Source organism: Salarchaeum sp. JOR-1 (assembly GCF_007833275.1).
In the GTDB taxonomy this organism is placed as follows: domain Archaea; phylum Halobacteriota; class Halobacteria; order Halobacteriales; family Halobacteriaceae; genus Salarchaeum.
Map to the genome: position 1 here is coordinate 661,359 of NZ_CP042241.1, position 15,113 is coordinate 676,471.

General features: G+C 68.3%; 18 protein-coding genes. 12 read left to right on the forward strand and 6 right to left on the reverse strand.

The window, feature by feature from the left end; genetic code table 11:
- The first annotated feature begins 123 nt into the window (after positions 1–123).
- Both FQU85_RS04465 and FQU85_RS04470 read left to right on the forward strand, forming a co-directional pair.
- Entirely contained in the window at positions 124–1,209 is a 1,086-nt protein-coding gene (locus FQU85_RS04465) for a sulfite exporter TauE/SafE family protein (RefSeq protein ID WP_145844830.1), read from the forward strand.
- Positions 1,209–1,646: a universal stress protein gene (locus FQU85_RS04470; RefSeq protein ID WP_145844833.1), complete on the forward strand. Its 438-nt coding sequence runs from the start codon at positions 1,209–1,211 to the stop codon at positions 1,644–1,646. The genes FQU85_RS04465 and FQU85_RS04470 overlap by 1 nt, the downstream gene beginning before the upstream one ends.
- Here the strand turns inward: FQU85_RS04470 and FQU85_RS04475 are convergent.
- The 4 genes from FQU85_RS04475 to FQU85_RS04490 form a co-directional block, all read right to left on the reverse strand.
- Complete coding sequence (locus tag FQU85_RS04475) at positions 1,643–1,834, reverse strand: hypothetical protein (protein ID WP_145844835.1); 192 nt, start codon at positions 1,832–1,834, stop codon at positions 1,643–1,645. The genes FQU85_RS04470 and FQU85_RS04475 overlap by 4 nt on opposite strands.
- A gap of 123 nt (positions 1,835–1,957) precedes the next feature.
- The gene (locus FQU85_RS04480; protein WP_145844837.1) at positions 1,958–3,052 is read right to left on the reverse strand and encodes an SPFH domain-containing protein; all 1,095 of its coding nucleotides are present in this window, start codon (positions 3,050–3,052) and stop codon (positions 1,958–1,960) included.
- A gap of 298 nt (positions 3,053–3,350) precedes the next feature.
- Positions 3,351–5,087 (reverse strand): excinuclease ABC subunit C, encoded by a 1,737-nt coding sequence (locus tag FQU85_RS04485; RefSeq protein WP_145844839.1) that lies wholly within the window; start codon positions 5,085–5,087, stop codon positions 3,351–3,353.
- Positions 5,088–5,113: 26 nt separating this feature from the next.
- Complete coding sequence (locus FQU85_RS04490; protein WP_145844841.1) at positions 5,114–5,671, reverse strand: hypothetical protein; 558 nt, start codon at positions 5,669–5,671, stop codon at positions 5,114–5,116.
- Between the two features lie 88 nt (positions 5,672–5,759).
- Between FQU85_RS04490 and FQU85_RS04495 the strand changes: the two genes are divergently transcribed.
- The 7 genes from FQU85_RS04495 (at position 5,760) to FQU85_RS04525 (ending at position 11,057) form a co-directional block, all read left to right on the forward strand.
- The gene (locus FQU85_RS04495; RefSeq protein WP_145844843.1) at positions 5,760–6,011 is read left to right on the forward strand and encodes a hypothetical protein; all 252 of its coding nucleotides are present in this window, start codon (positions 5,760–5,762) and stop codon (positions 6,009–6,011) included.
- A gap of 34 nt (positions 6,012–6,045) precedes the next feature.
- Positions 6,046–6,309, forward strand: a complete 264-nt coding sequence (locus FQU85_RS04500; protein WP_145844846.1) for a hypothetical protein — start codon at positions 6,046–6,048, stop codon at positions 6,307–6,309.
- Positions 6,310–6,356: 47 nt separating this feature from the next.
- Positions 6,357–7,268 carry an ABC transporter ATP-binding protein gene (locus FQU85_RS04505; RefSeq protein WP_145844848.1) on the forward strand — a complete coding sequence of 304 codons (912 nt, stop codon included), beginning with the start codon at positions 6,357–6,359 and terminating at the stop codon, positions 7,266–7,268.
- A complete protein-coding gene (locus tag FQU85_RS04510) occupies positions 7,265–8,098 on the forward strand; it encodes an ABC transporter permease subunit (RefSeq protein WP_145844850.1) in 834 nt (277 codons plus the stop codon). The genes FQU85_RS04505 and FQU85_RS04510 overlap by 4 nt, the downstream gene beginning before the upstream one ends.
- Before the next feature lie 185 nt (positions 8,099–8,283).
- A complete protein-coding gene (locus FQU85_RS04515) occupies positions 8,284–8,865 on the forward strand; it encodes a hypothetical protein (protein WP_145844853.1) in 582 nt (193 codons plus the stop codon).
- A gap of 59 nt (positions 8,866–8,924) precedes the next feature.
- Complete coding sequence (mdh, locus tag FQU85_RS04520) at positions 8,925–9,839, forward strand: malate dehydrogenase (RefSeq protein ID WP_145844856.1); 915 nt, start codon at positions 8,925–8,927, stop codon at positions 9,837–9,839.
- Between the two features lie 180 nt (positions 9,840–10,019).
- On the forward strand, positions 10,020–11,057 hold the full coding sequence (locus FQU85_RS04525) for a zinc-dependent alcohol dehydrogenase family protein (RefSeq protein ID WP_145844858.1): 1,038 nt from the start codon (positions 10,020–10,022) through the stop codon (positions 11,055–11,057).
- Here the strand turns inward: FQU85_RS04525 and FQU85_RS04530 are convergent.
- Together FQU85_RS04530 and FQU85_RS04535 are read right to left on the reverse strand one after the other, a co-directional pair.
- On the reverse strand, positions 11,054–11,296 hold the full coding sequence (locus FQU85_RS04530) for a ferredoxin (protein ID WP_145844864.1): 243 nt from the start codon (positions 11,294–11,296) through the stop codon (positions 11,054–11,056). The genes FQU85_RS04525 and FQU85_RS04530 overlap by 4 nt on opposite strands.
- Positions 11,297–11,333: 37 nt before the next feature.
- Entirely contained in the window at positions 11,334–11,744 is a 411-nt protein-coding gene (locus tag FQU85_RS04535) for a Rieske 2Fe-2S domain-containing protein (RefSeq protein ID WP_145844866.1), read from the reverse strand.
- A 56-nt stretch (positions 11,745–11,800) separates the two neighbouring features.
- Between FQU85_RS04535 and FQU85_RS04540 the strand changes: the two genes are divergently transcribed.
- The 3 genes from FQU85_RS04540 to FQU85_RS04550 are packed head-to-tail and all read left to right on the forward strand — an operon-like array spanning position 11,801 to position 14,933.
- Positions 11,801–14,041 (forward strand): ATP-dependent DNA helicase, encoded by a 2,241-nt coding sequence (locus tag FQU85_RS04540; protein WP_145844868.1) that lies wholly within the window; start codon positions 11,801–11,803, stop codon positions 14,039–14,041.
- Positions 14,038–14,526 (forward strand): KEOPS complex subunit Cgi121, encoded by a 489-nt coding sequence (gene cgi121 / locus FQU85_RS04545; protein ID WP_145844871.1) that lies wholly within the window; start codon positions 14,038–14,040, stop codon positions 14,524–14,526. The genes FQU85_RS04540 and cgi121 overlap by 4 nt, the downstream gene beginning before the upstream one ends.
- A 38-nt stretch (positions 14,527–14,564) precedes the next feature.
- Positions 14,565–14,933 (forward strand): hypothetical protein, encoded by a 369-nt coding sequence (locus FQU85_RS04550; protein ID WP_145844873.1) that lies wholly within the window; start codon positions 14,565–14,567, stop codon positions 14,931–14,933.
- Positions 14,934–15,113 lie beyond the last annotated feature (180 nt).

A 15,113-nucleotide genomic window follows, 5' to 3' on the forward strand; every position in this document is an offset into this window, starting at 1 on the left:
TTTCCACCGATACGGGTGTATACGCTGGCTATGTCGAGTGCAACCGGCCTTCGAGAGGTGAAGGGGGCGAACATCGAGCGCGGCCGCCGTCGATCTCCGAGTCGCCGCGAGGTGTTCACATAGATGTCGTCGTACGACCGCGCGGTCAAGGCGTTCCTCAAGTACCAACACGTGTTCGTGTTCGCCGCGCCCCTCCTCTTCATCGCAGGCGTCGTGGGGTTCGCGCCGACGGGCGACGCCGGCGGCGCGGGCTACTGGCTCGAATACTGGTGGCTGTTCCCGTTCTTCCTGCTCGGCGCGACAATCGTCAACACCGTCGGAATCAGCGGGTCGGCGCTGTTCGTGCCGTTCCTCATCTTCATCTTCCCCCTGCTCGCGCACCCGCTGGAACCGGAGACGCTCGTGAAGGTCGGCCTCATCAGCGAGGCGTTCGGCCTATCGAGTTCGTCCATCGCGTTCATCCGGTACGGCCTCGTGGACCGCCGGCTCGCGCTCGCGCTCGTGCTCGGCGGCGTCCCGTTCGTCGTCGGTGGCGCGCTCCTCTCATTCGTCATCCCGGAGTGGGTGTTCCACGGCCTGCTCGCGCTCGCGCTCATCACCGCCGCCTACCTCCTGTTCCGCATCGACCTCGAACACGGCGACTCCGCGGAGGGCGAGGCGGCGACCGACGGCGGCCATCCCGGCGAAGCGTCGAGCGAGAACCTCCCCGACGACAGCGACAAACTCGGCCCCGCGGGCGTCCACACGAACGACGAGGGGCGGGTGACGCGCGTCGACCGCGAGGGCGAGGACTACCGGTACTCGCGGTCGGGCTATCTCGAGCGGTTCGGCACGTACAGCGTCGGCGGCGTCTTCCAGGGGCTCGCCGGGTTCGGCATCGGCGAACTCGGCATCATCTCGATGCTCCGCACGAAAGTCCCGGTCCGAGTCGCCATCGGCACGAACCACATCGTCGTCGCGACCACCGCCATCATCGCGTCCCTCGTCCACGTGTTCGGCGGCGGTCTCGTCGGCGGGCACTCGCTCAGTCTCGCCTCGACGCCGTGGAACATGGTCGTGTTCACGGTTCCGGCGACGGTGACGGGCGGCCAAGTCGCGCCCTACGTCTCCGCGGCGCTCGACACGGACACGATCAAGTCGGGCGTCGGCGGCCTGTTCGCGATAATCGCCACCGCGCTCTTCGTGATGGCGTCCGGGGGTGTTCTCTGATGTACGACGACATCCTCCTCCCGACAGATAACAGCGCGGGCACGGCGGCCGCGGTCGAGCACGCGAGCGAACTCGCATCGACGTACGACGCGACCGTGCACGTGCTCTCCGTGATGGACACCCGGAACCGCTTCGAGAGTCCGAGCAGCGGCATCGCGTCCGACGCCTGGGACGACGCGGAACGCGAACGCGCCGAGGACGCCGTCGCCGACACGGCGGCCGACCTCCCCGAGCGCGTCGAGACGGAGGGCGTCGTGCGGAGCGGCGTTCCCCGCACCGTCATTCTGGAGTACGCCGAGGAGGCGGGCGTGGACATGATAGTAATGGGGACGCACGGTCGCACGGGACTCGACCACTACCTCATCGGGAGCGTCACGGAGAAAGTCGTTCGGCGCGCCCCGGTTCCTGTCGTGAGCGTTCGCCCGAGCGACGACTAGTCCTCGTAGACGTTCGCCTGCTGTTCGACGTACTGACCCGGCCACTCGCGGACGTGCGTGCGGAGGCGCTCGTACGCGCGCCAGAGCGCGTCGAGCGGCGTCGGTCGGTCGTCCGTTTCGTCCGTCACATCCGGTGGGCGCGGGATGTCCGCGCCCACGGGGTCGGAGGAACTGTCGTCGAAACTCATCACACTAGCCCATTATTCATGATAGACAATAAATGTCGTGGACGGGTGTGCGGTCGCTCTCGGTGACGGTGAACCGCGGCAGACAGCGAACGCGGGCAACGAAGACGCAGCGGAGGAAACGGCTTACTGGCGTTCGCCCTCGACGAAGTCGGCTTCGTAGTCGTCCAACCCGAGCAGTTCGCGGGTTTCGTCGTCGAAGTCGAGGCTGTCGAGGGATTCGGTCGCGGCCTCCACGTCGCTCCCGGTGAGGTGTTTGCCGTACCGTCCGACGAGGCTCGTGAGCTCCTGCGGCAGCACGAACGTCGTGGACGGCGAGCGGCCGATCGCCTCCAGGGCGTCCATACCCCGTTCGACGATGGCGCGCTCGCCCATCGATTCGGCGGACTTCGCGCGGAGTACGGTGGCGACGGCGTCGCCCTGCGCTTCCAGGATCTGGCTCTGCTTTTTCCCCTGCGCGCGGATGATGGCCGCCTGCTTGTCCCCCTGCGCGGTCTCGATAGCGGACTGGCGTTCGCCCTGCGCCTCCAGAATCATCGCGCGACGTTTGCGCTCCGCGGAGGACTGCTGTTCCATCGCGCTCACGACGCCCTGGCTCGGCATCACCGTCTGCACCTCGACGCCCTCGATGCGGACGCCCCACGCGTCGGTCGGTTCGGCGAGTTGGTCGTCGATGCGCTGATTGATGGTGTCGCGCCGCGACAGCGTGTCGTCCAACTCCATGTCGCCGATGACCGCGCGGAGCGTCGTCTGCGCGAGGGACGCGGTGGCGTTCCGGTAGTCCTCGATTTGGAGGAACGCGCGCTCCGCGTCCATCACGCGGACGTAGACGACGGCGTCGGCGTGGACGGGCGAGTTGTCGCGCGTGATGGCGTCCTGCTTGGGGACGTCGAGCGTCTGCGTCCGCATGTCGAAGGCGTACGTGTGGGAGACGAACGGCGGGACGACGTGAATGCCGGGGTCGAGCAGGCCCCGGTACTCGCCGAACACCGTGAGCGCGGCCGTCTCGTAGGCCTGTACGACCCGGACGGACGCGGTGACGGTGGCGGCGGCGAGCACGAGGAGGAGCGCGCCCGCGGCGTACAGCGGCGAGAGGACGGAGAAGAGGACGACTGCGGCGACGAGGACGGCGACGGCTCCGAGGACACCGACGAGGCGCTGGGGGACACCGCCGGCGGTGAGACGACCGAGCTGGTAGAACACGTCGTCGCGTCCACTCATGCACTAGGAGTCCACCACGAGCGACATAAAGGCACGCCACGCCGGCGGGACGCACGCTAGCCGGTGCACTACCACCAGGTTCGGCGGAGGCTCCCGCTGCGTCGGGTGAAGAGACCAGAGAGCGAAACGAGGTCATGCGCGTTCGAGGATCACCCCCCAGCAAGACGGCCATTTTTGAAGTGTCGGAGATAGATTTTATTATTGATTAGACCATAGCAAACACCGGCGGCGATCGCTTCTCCGTTCGCCGCCACCGACGCGGCCACTGCTTCCTCCGCACCCCGGCCGCGTCCCCTTCTCAGAGCCGGCGAGCGAGCGTCTCCGCCGTCTCTGCGCCGACGCCCTCGACGCCGCGGAGTTCTTCCTCGGACGCCCCGCGCACGCCCTCGACGCTCCCGAACCGCCGGAGGAGGCGCTTGCGGAGTTCCGGGCCGATGCCCTCGACATCGTCCAGCGCGGTCGAAACGTCGTCGCGGAGGCTCTGGTGGTACTGGACGGCGAAGCGGTGGGCCTCGTCCCGGACGCGCTGCAGGACGTGCAACTGGGGGGCGTCGCCCGGCCAGTCGTACGAGCGGTCGGGCGCGACCACGACCTCCTCCTGCTTCGCCAGCGACACTACCGGGACCTCCCAGCCGGTCTCGTCGAGCGCGTCGAGCGCGGCGTCGAGTTGCCCGCGGCCGCCGTCGATGAGGAGGAGGTCGGGGTCGGGGCGGTCGTCCTCGCCGGCGAGCGCGCGGTCGGCGCGCCAGCGGACGAGCCGCCGCATGTTCGCGTAGTCGTCGTTCTCCTCGGTGAGCTTCTTCCGCCGATAGTCGGATTTCTCGGGGCGGCCGTCGACGAACGTCACGTCGCTCCCGACGACGGATTTGCCCTGCGCGTGGCTCACGTCGAACCCCTCGATGCGCGTCGGGCGGTGGATGCCGAGGGCGTCCGCGAGCGCGCCGAGTTCGTCCCGCTCGCCGGAGCGCCGGTGGGCGTTCTTCAGCGCGAGGTCGACCAGGGTCGCTTCGCGGCCCGCGCCGGGCACGCGCACGTCCACGCCCTCCGCGTCCAGCCACGCGTCCAAATCCGGGTCGTCCGGATCCTCGGGGAGGAGGAGCGCGTCCGGGAGGTCGCGCTCGGCGTAGTACTGCGGGACGAACGCGGCGAGCACGGCCGCGACGCGGTCTTCGCCCTCGGGGGCGTCCACGCGGTGCTGGTCGCGCTCCACGAGCTGGCCGTCCTCCGCGTGCAACCGCGCGACCGTCGCGCTGTCCCCCTCGATAGCGGCGCCGAGCACGTCGACGTGGCGCTCGTGGCCGTGGCCGGCGACGGCCTCCCCGCCGCCGCCGTGGAACGCCCGCACGGCGTCCAGTCGGTCGCGGAGGTTCGCCGCGCGCTCGAACTCCTCGCGCTCCGCCGCCTCGGTCATCGCGCGCTCGATCGGGTCGGCGAGCACGCCCGTTTCGCCCTCGAAGAAGCGCTTCACCGCGTCCGCGTCCGAAACGTAGTCCTCGCGGCTGATTTCGCCCGTGCAGGGCGCGGTACACAGGCCGATGTCGTGGTCGAGGCAGGGGCGGTCGCGGTTCGAGAACTTGTGATCCGAACAGCCCCGTAAGCCGTACTGCTCGCGAACCGCCTTCACCACCGTTTCCACGCGAGACTTGTCCGTGTACGGGCCGTAGGCGGTCGCGCCCTCGTCGGGGTCGCGCGTGAGTTCGATGCGGGGGTAGTCGTGGTCGGTGAACTGCACCAGCGGGTAGGACTTGTCGTCCTTCAGGCGGACGTTGTACCGGGGCTGGTGGCGCTTGATGAGGTTCGCTTCGAGCAGGAGGGCCTGCGTCTCCGTGTCCGTCACTGCGAAGTCGAGTTCGCTCGCGCGCTCGACCATGCGGGCGATGCGGTCGCTCCGCGGGTCGGCGTAGGAGCGCACGCGCGAGCGGACGTCCACGGCCTTCCCGACGTAGAGAACGACGCCGTCCTCCGTGAGGAACTGGTAGACGCCGGGGTCGGTCGGGAGGTCGCGGGCGCGCTCGCGCACCTGACTCGCGTCCATCACCCGACGTTGGCGCTCGCGGGGTTTCAGTCGAGCGCTTCCAGGATCCGCCCCACGTCGCTCTCGTCGGCGTCGGGCGCGGGGACGCGCAGTTCGTCGCCGCCGTACGTCTCCACGACGAGCGACCGCGAGCGCGACCGGAGGTAGCGCGCGAACCCGAGTGCGGCGAGCAGAGCGGTGAGGCCGCTGAGGCCGACCAGCGCGTCGTCGAAGTACCGCGCGAACAGCGCGACCGCCGCCAGCACCCGGACGAGCGACCCGATTCCGAGCTCGCTCGCGGTTCCGGTCGCACCCGTCACGGAGTCCGCGATGCGGTCGAGGGAGAACAGCGTCCCGGCGGCGAACAAGAAGACGGCGAACGCGGTCTGCCGGAGGCCGAACCGGAGGTGGCGGGTCGTGCCCGCCGTCTCCGCCCGCACCGTCTCGACGTTCGGCCGGTCGGCGTACCGCACGCGCTCGCCCTCGCCGGTCGGAGTGAGCGCGACGACGCGGTGCGTGGTGACGACGAGCGCGTTCGCGCCGCAGTCGACGCGCTCCACGACCGACTCGCCGTCGAACAACACCTCGGAGAGCGCGGCCGGCATCACTCCCGGGTTCGCCGGCGGCGCTGATAAGCGTGACCGCCTCCGAGCGGAGACCAGCGTTAAGTCGTCGAGCGCGAAACCGTCGAGCATGAGTGAAACGCGAGTGTGGCTCGTCTACCGCGAGTACACGGACAAGGGACTGCTGAGCCTGGTGTACGCGACGCCGGACGGCGAGCGCGTGCTGCACAAGGAGCGGTCGCTGCACGCCGCGGAACCGACCGCCGCGACGACCATCGACGAGGACACGCTCGAACCCGTCGAGGGCGACGAGCGGCGCGAGCAGTACCGCAAGGAGGCGGAGCGGATGATGGAGCAACACGACCCCGAGGACGTGGTGTAGGTAGCTTTTACGCGGGCGAGGGGGACAGCCGCGTATGCCCTCCAGCACGCCCGGCTGGCTCGTCGTCGCGCGACAGGACGCGCTCAACGGGTTCTCGTGGCCCGCGACGCCCCGACCAGAGTGGCTGTCGTGGTACCCGACGCTCAATCCGACGACGGCGTACATGGACGTGCTTCGCGCGGTCGGATTCCCCGCCGAGGGCACGGGAAACGGTGCGCTCGGGTTCGCCGTTCTCGTCGCCTGGGCCGCCGTTCCGCTCGCGCGCGGGAGCGCTCGGTTCGACGCAGGAGACCTCTAGACAGTTTTTTCGGTATCTTCTTCATATCAGAGTGACATTCGCCGGACATGGCAGCGATAGAACTATCCGGAGTCCGAAAGGATTTCGGCGACGTCACCGCCCTCCGTGGCGTCGACCTCGAAGTCGAGGACGGCGAGGTGTTCGGCTTCCTCGGCCCGAACGGAGCCGGGAAGTCCACCACCATCGACATCATCCTCGACTTCGTCCGTCCAACTGAGGGCGAAGCCCGCGTCCTCGGCCGCGACGCCCACGACGACTCGCTCTCCATCCGCGACGACATCGGCGTGCTCCCGGAAGGGTTCTCGGTCTACGACCGCCTCACCGGCCGCCAGCACGTCGACTTCGCCATCGAATCGAAAGACACGACCGACGACCCGGACGACCTCCTCGACCGCGTCGGAATCGACCCCGCAGACCGCGACCGGAAAGCCGGCGGGTACTCGAAGGGAATGCAGCAGCGTCTCGCGCTCTCGATGGCGCTCGTCGGCAGCCCCGACCTCCTCCTCCTCGACGAGCCCAGCACGGGCCTCGACCCGAACGGCGCGCGCGAGATGCGCGAACTCATCCTCGAAGAAGCCGACCGCGGCGCGACCGTGTTCTTCTCCAGCCACATCCTCGAACAGGTCGAAGCCGTCTGCGACCGGGTCGGCATCCTGCGGAAGGGCGAACTGGTCGCCGAGGACACCATCCGGGGCCTCCGGGACGCCGTCGGCACCGGCACCGTCCTCACCGTCGTCGTCGACGAAGTCACCCCTGACGCCATGGAGGCCGCGCGCGCCGTCGACGGCGTGCAGGAGGTGAGCGCCGACCGCGACACTATCCGCGTGCGCGCCAGCAGCGATGCGAAAACGCGAGTGCTCGACGCCGTCGAGAGCGCGGGCGTGACCGTCAGTGACTTCGCGACCGAGGAAGCGAGCCTCGACGAAGTGTTCGCGGCGTACACGGAGGACGCGCGATGAGCTGGACCGTCGTCGCGAAAAAGGACTTCCAGGACGCCATGCGCTCACGGCTGCTCTGGGGCCTCACCGTCCTGTTCGTCCTGTTCATGGCCGGTATCGCCTACATCTACCAGGTGTTCACGGAGAGCGGCGGAACCGGCGACCCAACCGTGGACACGCTCGGCCTCATCGCCTTTCTCTCCAGTCCCGTCACCATTCTCGTCCCCATCATCGGTCTCTTCGTCGGCCACAAGGCCATCGTGGGTGAAGTCGAATCCGGGAGCGCGAAACTCCTGCTCTCCCTCCCGCACAGCCGACGCGACGCCGTCCTCGGAAAGGTCGTCGGACGCGCTGTCGTGCTCTCCGTCTCCATCCTCGTCGGACTCGTCGCCAGCCTCGTCGTCATGCTCGCGCTCTACGACACGTACAGTCTCGCGTCATTCGCCGTGTTCGGCGTCTTCTCGCTCGGCCTCGGCGCGGTCTACACCGCCATCGGCGTCGGCATCTCCAGCCTCACGAACGACAGCGGGCGCGCCACGCTCGGCGCCATCGGATTCTACTTCCTCGTCGAATTCCTCATCCCACTCATCCCGACCGGCCTCGTCGTTCTCCTCGACATGCAGATCTCCCCCGACGCCGTCTGGCCGCTCGCGTTCACTATCGTCGCGCCGTCGAGCGCGTACACGTTCGCGCTCGCGAACTTCGTCCCCGAAGCCGGATTCGGAATCGGTCTCTCCGGCCTCCCCGACAGTATCCTCTTGGACGGCCCCACCATGGTAGTCGTCCTCCTCGCGTGGCTCGTCCTCACCCCGCTCGTCGGCTACCTCCGATTCAACGGCCGCGACCTCTAAGCGCGCACGTGTTTCGTTTTGACGCCGCCGAACGTTCAAGTACCATCGAGCGACCAGCGGATGGCGTGACCTGAGCGAGGTCGTGGGCGTCGACGCGAAACTCCGGCGAACGGGCGTCCACGCGAGCGGAGTGTTCGTCGTGCACGCCAGCGGAAGTTAAGTTCCGGGCGCCCCTGTCCCAGTGTGTGGACTACGAACTCGCAATCGAGGGAGGGCCGGCGTCGATTCCCGGGGGAACTACCGTACTCCTCTTGCATCCGAGTACGGCGGAGACGGATCGTATCGACACCGACTTCCTGAAGACGGACACGGATCGCTTCCTCGTCATCTCCACGCGAACGACGGCGCGGGAAGTCGAGCAAAAACTCGACTACTACGACGTGGAGGCGTCGCAAGCCGACATTCTGGACGCGCTGAGCGTCGACCGCGGGTACTCGCGGCGCGGCTCCGAGCACATTCGGTACGTGTCCTCGCCGGACGACGTTGACGGTATCGTCTCCGTAGCAGAGGACTTCCTCGACGACACGACGGGGAAGCGTCGCGTGAGTTTCGACTCGATAACTGAACTCGCGTACTACGCGGACGAGGAGCGCGCGCTGGACGCGCTCGACCGACTCGCTGACCTTCTCGAGGAACACGACGCCGTCGGGCTGTTCCACGTCTCTACGGAAGTCCACGACCCCGAAGTTATCGGGCGGTTTCGGGAGCGCTGCGGACTGGTCGTCGAACTCGACGGTGACGGATCGGTGACGGTCGCCGACCCCTAAACCCGGCGGACGTCAGTGGTGTCGAAGCGCTTAACAGAACGCCGCGAGGACTCTGAAATATGGCGAAAGTTAGCATCGTCGGCGCGGCAGGGACAGTCGGCGCTGCGGCAGGCTACAGTCTCGCGCTCCGCGACGTCGTGGACGAGCTCGTGTTCGTGGACATCCCGGAGAAGGAGGACGAGGCCGTCGGGCAGGCCGCGGACGCGAATCACGGCATCGCGTACGACTCCAACACGGAAGTCGTGCAGGGCGACTACGCCGCCACGGAGGGCTCGGACGTGGTCGTCATCACCGCGGGGATTCCGCGCCAGCCCGGACAGACCCGCATCGACCTCGCGGGCGACAACGCGCCCATCATGGAGGACATCGGATCGAGCCTCGCGGAGTACAACGACGACTTCGTCTCCATCACCACCTCGAACCCCGTCGACCTCCTGAACCGCCACCTCTACGAGACGGGTGAGCGGGCGCGCGAGAAGGTCATCGGGTTCGGCGGCCGCCTGGACAGCGCGCGGTTCCGGTACGTGCTCTCCCAGCGCTTCGACGTGCCCGTCCGGAACGTCGAGGCGACCATCCTCGGCGAGCACGGGGACGCGCAGGTGCCGGTGTTCTCGAAGGTTCGCGTGGACGGCCGCGACCCGTCGTTCGACGAGGCTGAGCGCGAGGAGATCCTCGGCGACCTCCAGGAGTCCGCGATGAACGTCATCGAGCGGAAGGGCGCGACTCAGTGGGGGCCCGCGAGAGGCGTCGCGCACATGGTCGAGGCCGTGCTCCGCGACACGGGCGAAGTGCTCCCGGCGAGCATTCCCCTCGCGGGCGAATTCGGGCACAAGGACACGGCGTTCGGCGTGCCGGTGAGGCTCGGCGCGAACGGCGTCGAAGAAGTCGTGGAGTGGGATTTGACGGAGTACGAGCGCGACCAGCTCGGCGAGGCCGCGGAGAAGCTCTCCGAGCAGTACGCGGAAATCAGCTAGGCGGGACTTCCCGCTGGACGTCCGCCATCTCGGCGTCCTCGTCGTCCGTTTCCTCGATCCAGACCGGTACCTCCTCCCAGGGGTGACACATGGTATACACCCACGTGTTTTTCGTGCAACTATAAAAGTGTTGGCTGGTGAGGGCGTGGGTTTTTGCGAATCGCGGACGGGACTATGGGCATGGACGCCGCTGTCTACCACGGCCCCGGTGACGTGCGCATCGAGAGCGTTCCCGACCCCGAGCTAGAGGAACCGACGGACGCCATCGTCCGCATCACCCACACCGCCATCTGCGGCTCCGACCTCTGGCCGTACCGCGGGCAGAGCGACCGCGAGGCGGGAAGCCGCATCGGCCACGAACCGATGGGTATCGTGGAAGAAGTCGGCGACGACGTGCGGCACGTCCGGCCCGGCGACCGCGTGCTCGCGCCGTTCTCCATCTCCTGCGGGGAATGCGAGTTCTGCCGGAAGGGACTCCACACGTCGTGCGTGAACGGCGACGGCTGGAGCGGCGCGAACGGCGGCGCGCAGGGCGAGCGCGTGCGCGCACCCACTGCGGACGGCACGCTCGTTCGGGTTCCCGAGCGGTACGCCGACGACGAGGACACCCTCGAAGCCCTCCTGCCGCTGACGGACGTGATGTGCACGGGCCACCACGCCGCCGTCAGCGCGGGCGTCGACGCGGGCGACACCGCCGTCGTCGTCGGTGACGGCGCGGTCGGACTGTGCGGCGTGCTCGCCGCCTCGCGGCTCGGCGCGGAGCGCGTCGTCGCCGTCGGCCACCACGAGGACAGACTGGAAATCGCGGAGGAGTTCGGCGCGACCGAAACGGTAGCGAGTCGCGGCGAGGACGCCGTGGAGGAAGTCCGGGAGCTCACGTACGGCGGCGCGAACCACGTGCTCGAATGCGTGGGCGCTGAGTCCTCGATGAGCACCGCGTTCGACGTGGCGCGCCCCGGCGGAACCGTCGGATACGTCGGCGTCCCCGCCGGTGTCGAGGAGGCCGAGTTCCTCGGAACCGCGTTCTCGAAGAACGTCACGCTCCGTGGCGGCGTCGCGCCCGTCCGCGCCTACGTGGACGACCTGATGGCGGACGTGCTTCAGGGCACGCTCGACCCGTCGCCCATCTTCACGAAAACCGTCGGTCTCGACGGCGTCCCCGAGGGCTACGAGGCGATGGACGAACGCGACGCCGTGAAAGTCCTCGTGAAACCCTAGACGACCTGTTCGCCGTCGTCGTCGTAGACGCGGATCGCGTCTACGGGACACGACCGCGCCGCGAACTTCGCGTCGAACTCCGCGTCCTCGGGGATTTCGCGGCTGAACACGCCGTCCTCGGTTTCTTCGCCGTCGACGAGCACGGCCTTCCCCGCGTCCGCGTCCTTCTCGAAGCCGTCCCACTCCGCGACGCACTGGTACATCCCGATGCAGGTGTCCCGGTCGAACTCCACTCGCATACCCGGGCTTGGAGCGGGACGGGTAAAGCAGTCAGGATTAAAAAGAGAGGTGGCTCGTCGAACTCGGCTCCCCGTCGGTGTCGTCGATGCCGCCCTCGTGCCGGAAGACGTAGTCCTCGTCGTCGAGATAGACCGTGCCGTCCTCGACCGTGAGAGATACGTCCACGAGCGTCGTTCCGGCGGCCTCGCCGTTGTCGCAGTCGCCCGAACACGTGTCGAACATCGACCCGTGCTTCGGACAGATGACCTGCCCGTCCCGCATGGCCGCGCCCATCCCGCGGTCGAACCGCTGGAACTCGTGGGGGCACGTGTTCACCCAGGCCGCCACGGAGTCCTCGCAGGGCACCAGAATCACTTCTTCTTCGTTCCCGTAGTCGTCCACGACCGTGAACAGCCAGGAGCGCTCGTCGTGAACGGTGTCGACCGTCGTGAGTTCCGCACGCGCCATACCCGAAAGAGGGGAGGACGATACTTTAAACCGCGTGACCCCCCTAAACTCGTCCAATGAGACCATCGGACCTCGACGGCCTCCCCGCGGGGATCGCGGACCACCTGGAGGGGGAGGGAATCGAGGCGTTTTACCCCCCGCAGGAGGCCGCGGTCGAGGCGGGCGTCACCGAGGGGGAGAGCCTCGTCGCGAGCGTCCCCACGGCGAGCGGGAAGACGCTCATCGCCCAACTCGGGATGCTCTCGGCCGTCGAGCGCGGCGGGAAAGCGCTCTACATCGTGCCGCTGCGCGCGCTCGCCGGCGAGAAGGCGCGGGAGTTCGAGGCGTTCGAGGAGTACGGCATCTCCGTCGGCGTCTCCACCGGGAACTACCAGAGCGACGGCGACTGGCTCGGCTCCAAGGACGTCATCGTCGCGACCTCGGAGAAGGTGGATTCGCTGATTCGGAACGGCGCGGACTGGGTGGACGACCTCTCCTGCGTCGTCGCGGACGAAGTCCACCTCGTGGACGACGCCCACCGGGGGCCGACCCTCGAAGTGACGCTCGCGAAACTCCGCCAGCGCGTCCCCTCGCTCCAGGTGGTGGCGCTCAGCGCGACTGTAGGGAACGCCGACGAACTCGCGGAGTGGCTGGACGCGGAACTCGTGGACTCGGACTGGCGACCGATCGACCTCCGGACGGGCGTCCACTACGGCCAGTCCCTCCATCTCGACGACGGCAGCCAGCGCGAACTGAACGTGGACGGACGCCGAAACCAGACGAGCGCGCTCGTGGAGGACACGCTGGCCGACGGCGGCTCTACGCTGGTGTTCGTGAACTCGCGGCGGAACGCGGAGTCCGCGGCGGGACGGCTCGGCGACGTGAGCCGGCAGTTCCTCGACGGGGAAGAGGAAGAACGACTAGGCGAGATTGCCGAGGAGATTCGGGGCGTGAGCGACACGGAGACGAGCGACGACCTCGCGGACGCGGTCGAACGAGGGGCGGCGTTCCACCACGCCGGCCTCGCGCGCCAACACCGCGAACTCGTGGAGGAGGCGTTCCGCGACAGGCTCGTGAAGGTCGTGTCCGCGACGCCGACGCTCGCCGCGGGCGTGAACACGCCGAGCCGCCGCGTCATCGTCCGAGACTGGCAGCGCTACGACGGCGACGCCGGCGGCATGCAACCGCTCTCCGTGCTCGAAGTCCACCAGATGTTCGGGCGGGCGGGCCGCCCCGGTCTCGACCCGTACGGCGAAGCCGTCCTGCTCGCGAACACGCACGAGGAGCTGGAGGAGCTGTTCGACCGCTACATCTACGCCGACCCCGAGCCGGTGCGGTCGAAGCTCGCGGCCGAACCCGCGCTCCGCACGCACGTCCTCGCCGCCGTCGCCACGGGGGTCGCGCAGAGCCGCGGCGGCCTCCTCGAATTCCTCTCAGGGACGCTGTACGCGACGCAGACGGACGACCCGGAGCGCCTCGAATCCGTGACGGACGACGTGCTCGACTACCTCGTCGCGAACGACTTCGTCGAACGCGAGGACGGCCTTACGGCCACGTCGAGCGGCCACCTCGTGAGCCGGCTGTACGTCGACCCGATGAGCGCCGCGGAACTCCTTTACGGACTAGAGGACGCAGAGGACCCGACGCCGTTCGGCCTCTACCACCTCGTCGCCCGCACCCCCGACCTCTACGGCCTCTACCTCCGCTCCGGCGACCGGGAGCAGTACACCGAGTTGGCGTACGAGCGGGAGACGGAGTTCCTCGGGCGGATGCCGAGCGAGTTCGAGGAGAACCAGTGGGAGGACTGGCTCGCCGCGACGAAGACGGCGAAACTCCTGGAGGACTGGGCGAACGAACTGGACGAGGACACCATCGCCGAACGCTACGGCGTCGGCCCCGGCGACATCCGGGGGAAGGTCGAGACCGCGGAGTGGCTGTTGAACGCCGCGGAACGCCTCGCCGGCGACCTCGGGTACGGGAACACGAAGGCCGTCCGGGACGCCCGGAAGCGCGTCGAGTACGGCGTCGGCGAGGAACTCCTCGACCTCGCGGGCGTCCGGAACGTCGGCCGGAAGCGCGCCCGTCGGCTGTACGAAGCCGGCATCGAAACCCGCGCCGAGTTGCGGAGCGCCGCGAAACCAGTGGTGTTGGGCGCGCTCCGCGGCCGCCGTCGAACCGCCGAGACCGTCCTGGAGAACGTCGGTCACGAGAACCCCTCGATGGCGGACGTGCGAGCCGACGCGGACGCCGAAGCAGCCGCCCGATCCGCGGACGTGGACGGCGAGGACGGCCAGTCGAGCCTGGGTGACTTCGAGTGAGAACGCTCGAGGGCCGCGTCACGGTCGAAGACGTGGACGCGTTCGTCGAAACCCTGAGCGAGGTCGGCGAGGAGCACGGGAGCGCTGTGCAGGCGTTCGACGCCGCGTACGTCGCCGGCCGCGTCCACCTCGAAACCGCCGTCCGGCACGCGAACCGCGCGTTCGACCGCGGGGAGAACGTCGCCCGCGATCGCGCGGTCGAAATCCTCCTCTACGCCGCCGGCCGCCGCCAGATCCGCCGCGCGCTCGAAATGGGCGTCTCGAGCGGAGAGACGGACGCCGTCATCGTCGTCGACGGCGGCGACGAACCCGCCGCTATCGACGAACTGCGCGCGCTCGTGGACGAACGCGAAACGCTCGCTGCGCTCGACGAGCGCGTGCTTACGGAGTTCTTCGAGATCTCGGACGCGGAGCGCGCCGCGACCGACGCCACGCTCACCGACCTCGTCCGCGAGCGCGTCGCCCTGCTCGACGTGGACAAGTAGCCATCACCGTTTTCCAGCGCCGCACAGTACACTCGCGTATGAGCCGCGACGACGTTACGGACAACGCGCGCGAACGCCAGCACGAACGAACCGAGCGCGTGGAAGACACCCTCGAAGCCGTCGACGCCACGCTCGACGGCCTGAGCTACCCCACGAACCCGAGCGAGATGAAAGCCGCCTACGCCGAAGCCCCCAGCGAACTCCCGAACGAGACCGAGTCCCTCGGGGACGTGTTCGACCGCCTCGAAGACACGGAGTACGAGACTCACGAGGACGCCCGGGAGGCCGTGCTCGGCGAACTCACCGGCGCCGCCGGCCGCGAACACGGCGACGACAACGAGTACAACTCCGAACGCGAACTCGACGCGCTCGAAGAACAGGAGTCCGGGAAGTACGGGGAGAAGTGAGTTCCACCTGAAACGGCGCCCGCGGAGAGCGGACGAGCGTCTGACGAGGAGTGGTGAGAGAAGTAGTCCATTCTGGATTCGAACCAGAGTCGTTGCCCCCAGAAGGCAACAGGATTGGCCAGCTACCCCAATGGACTGCACGTGAACGAAGGAGTCTCGAATTTATTAGCCTTGCGAAGA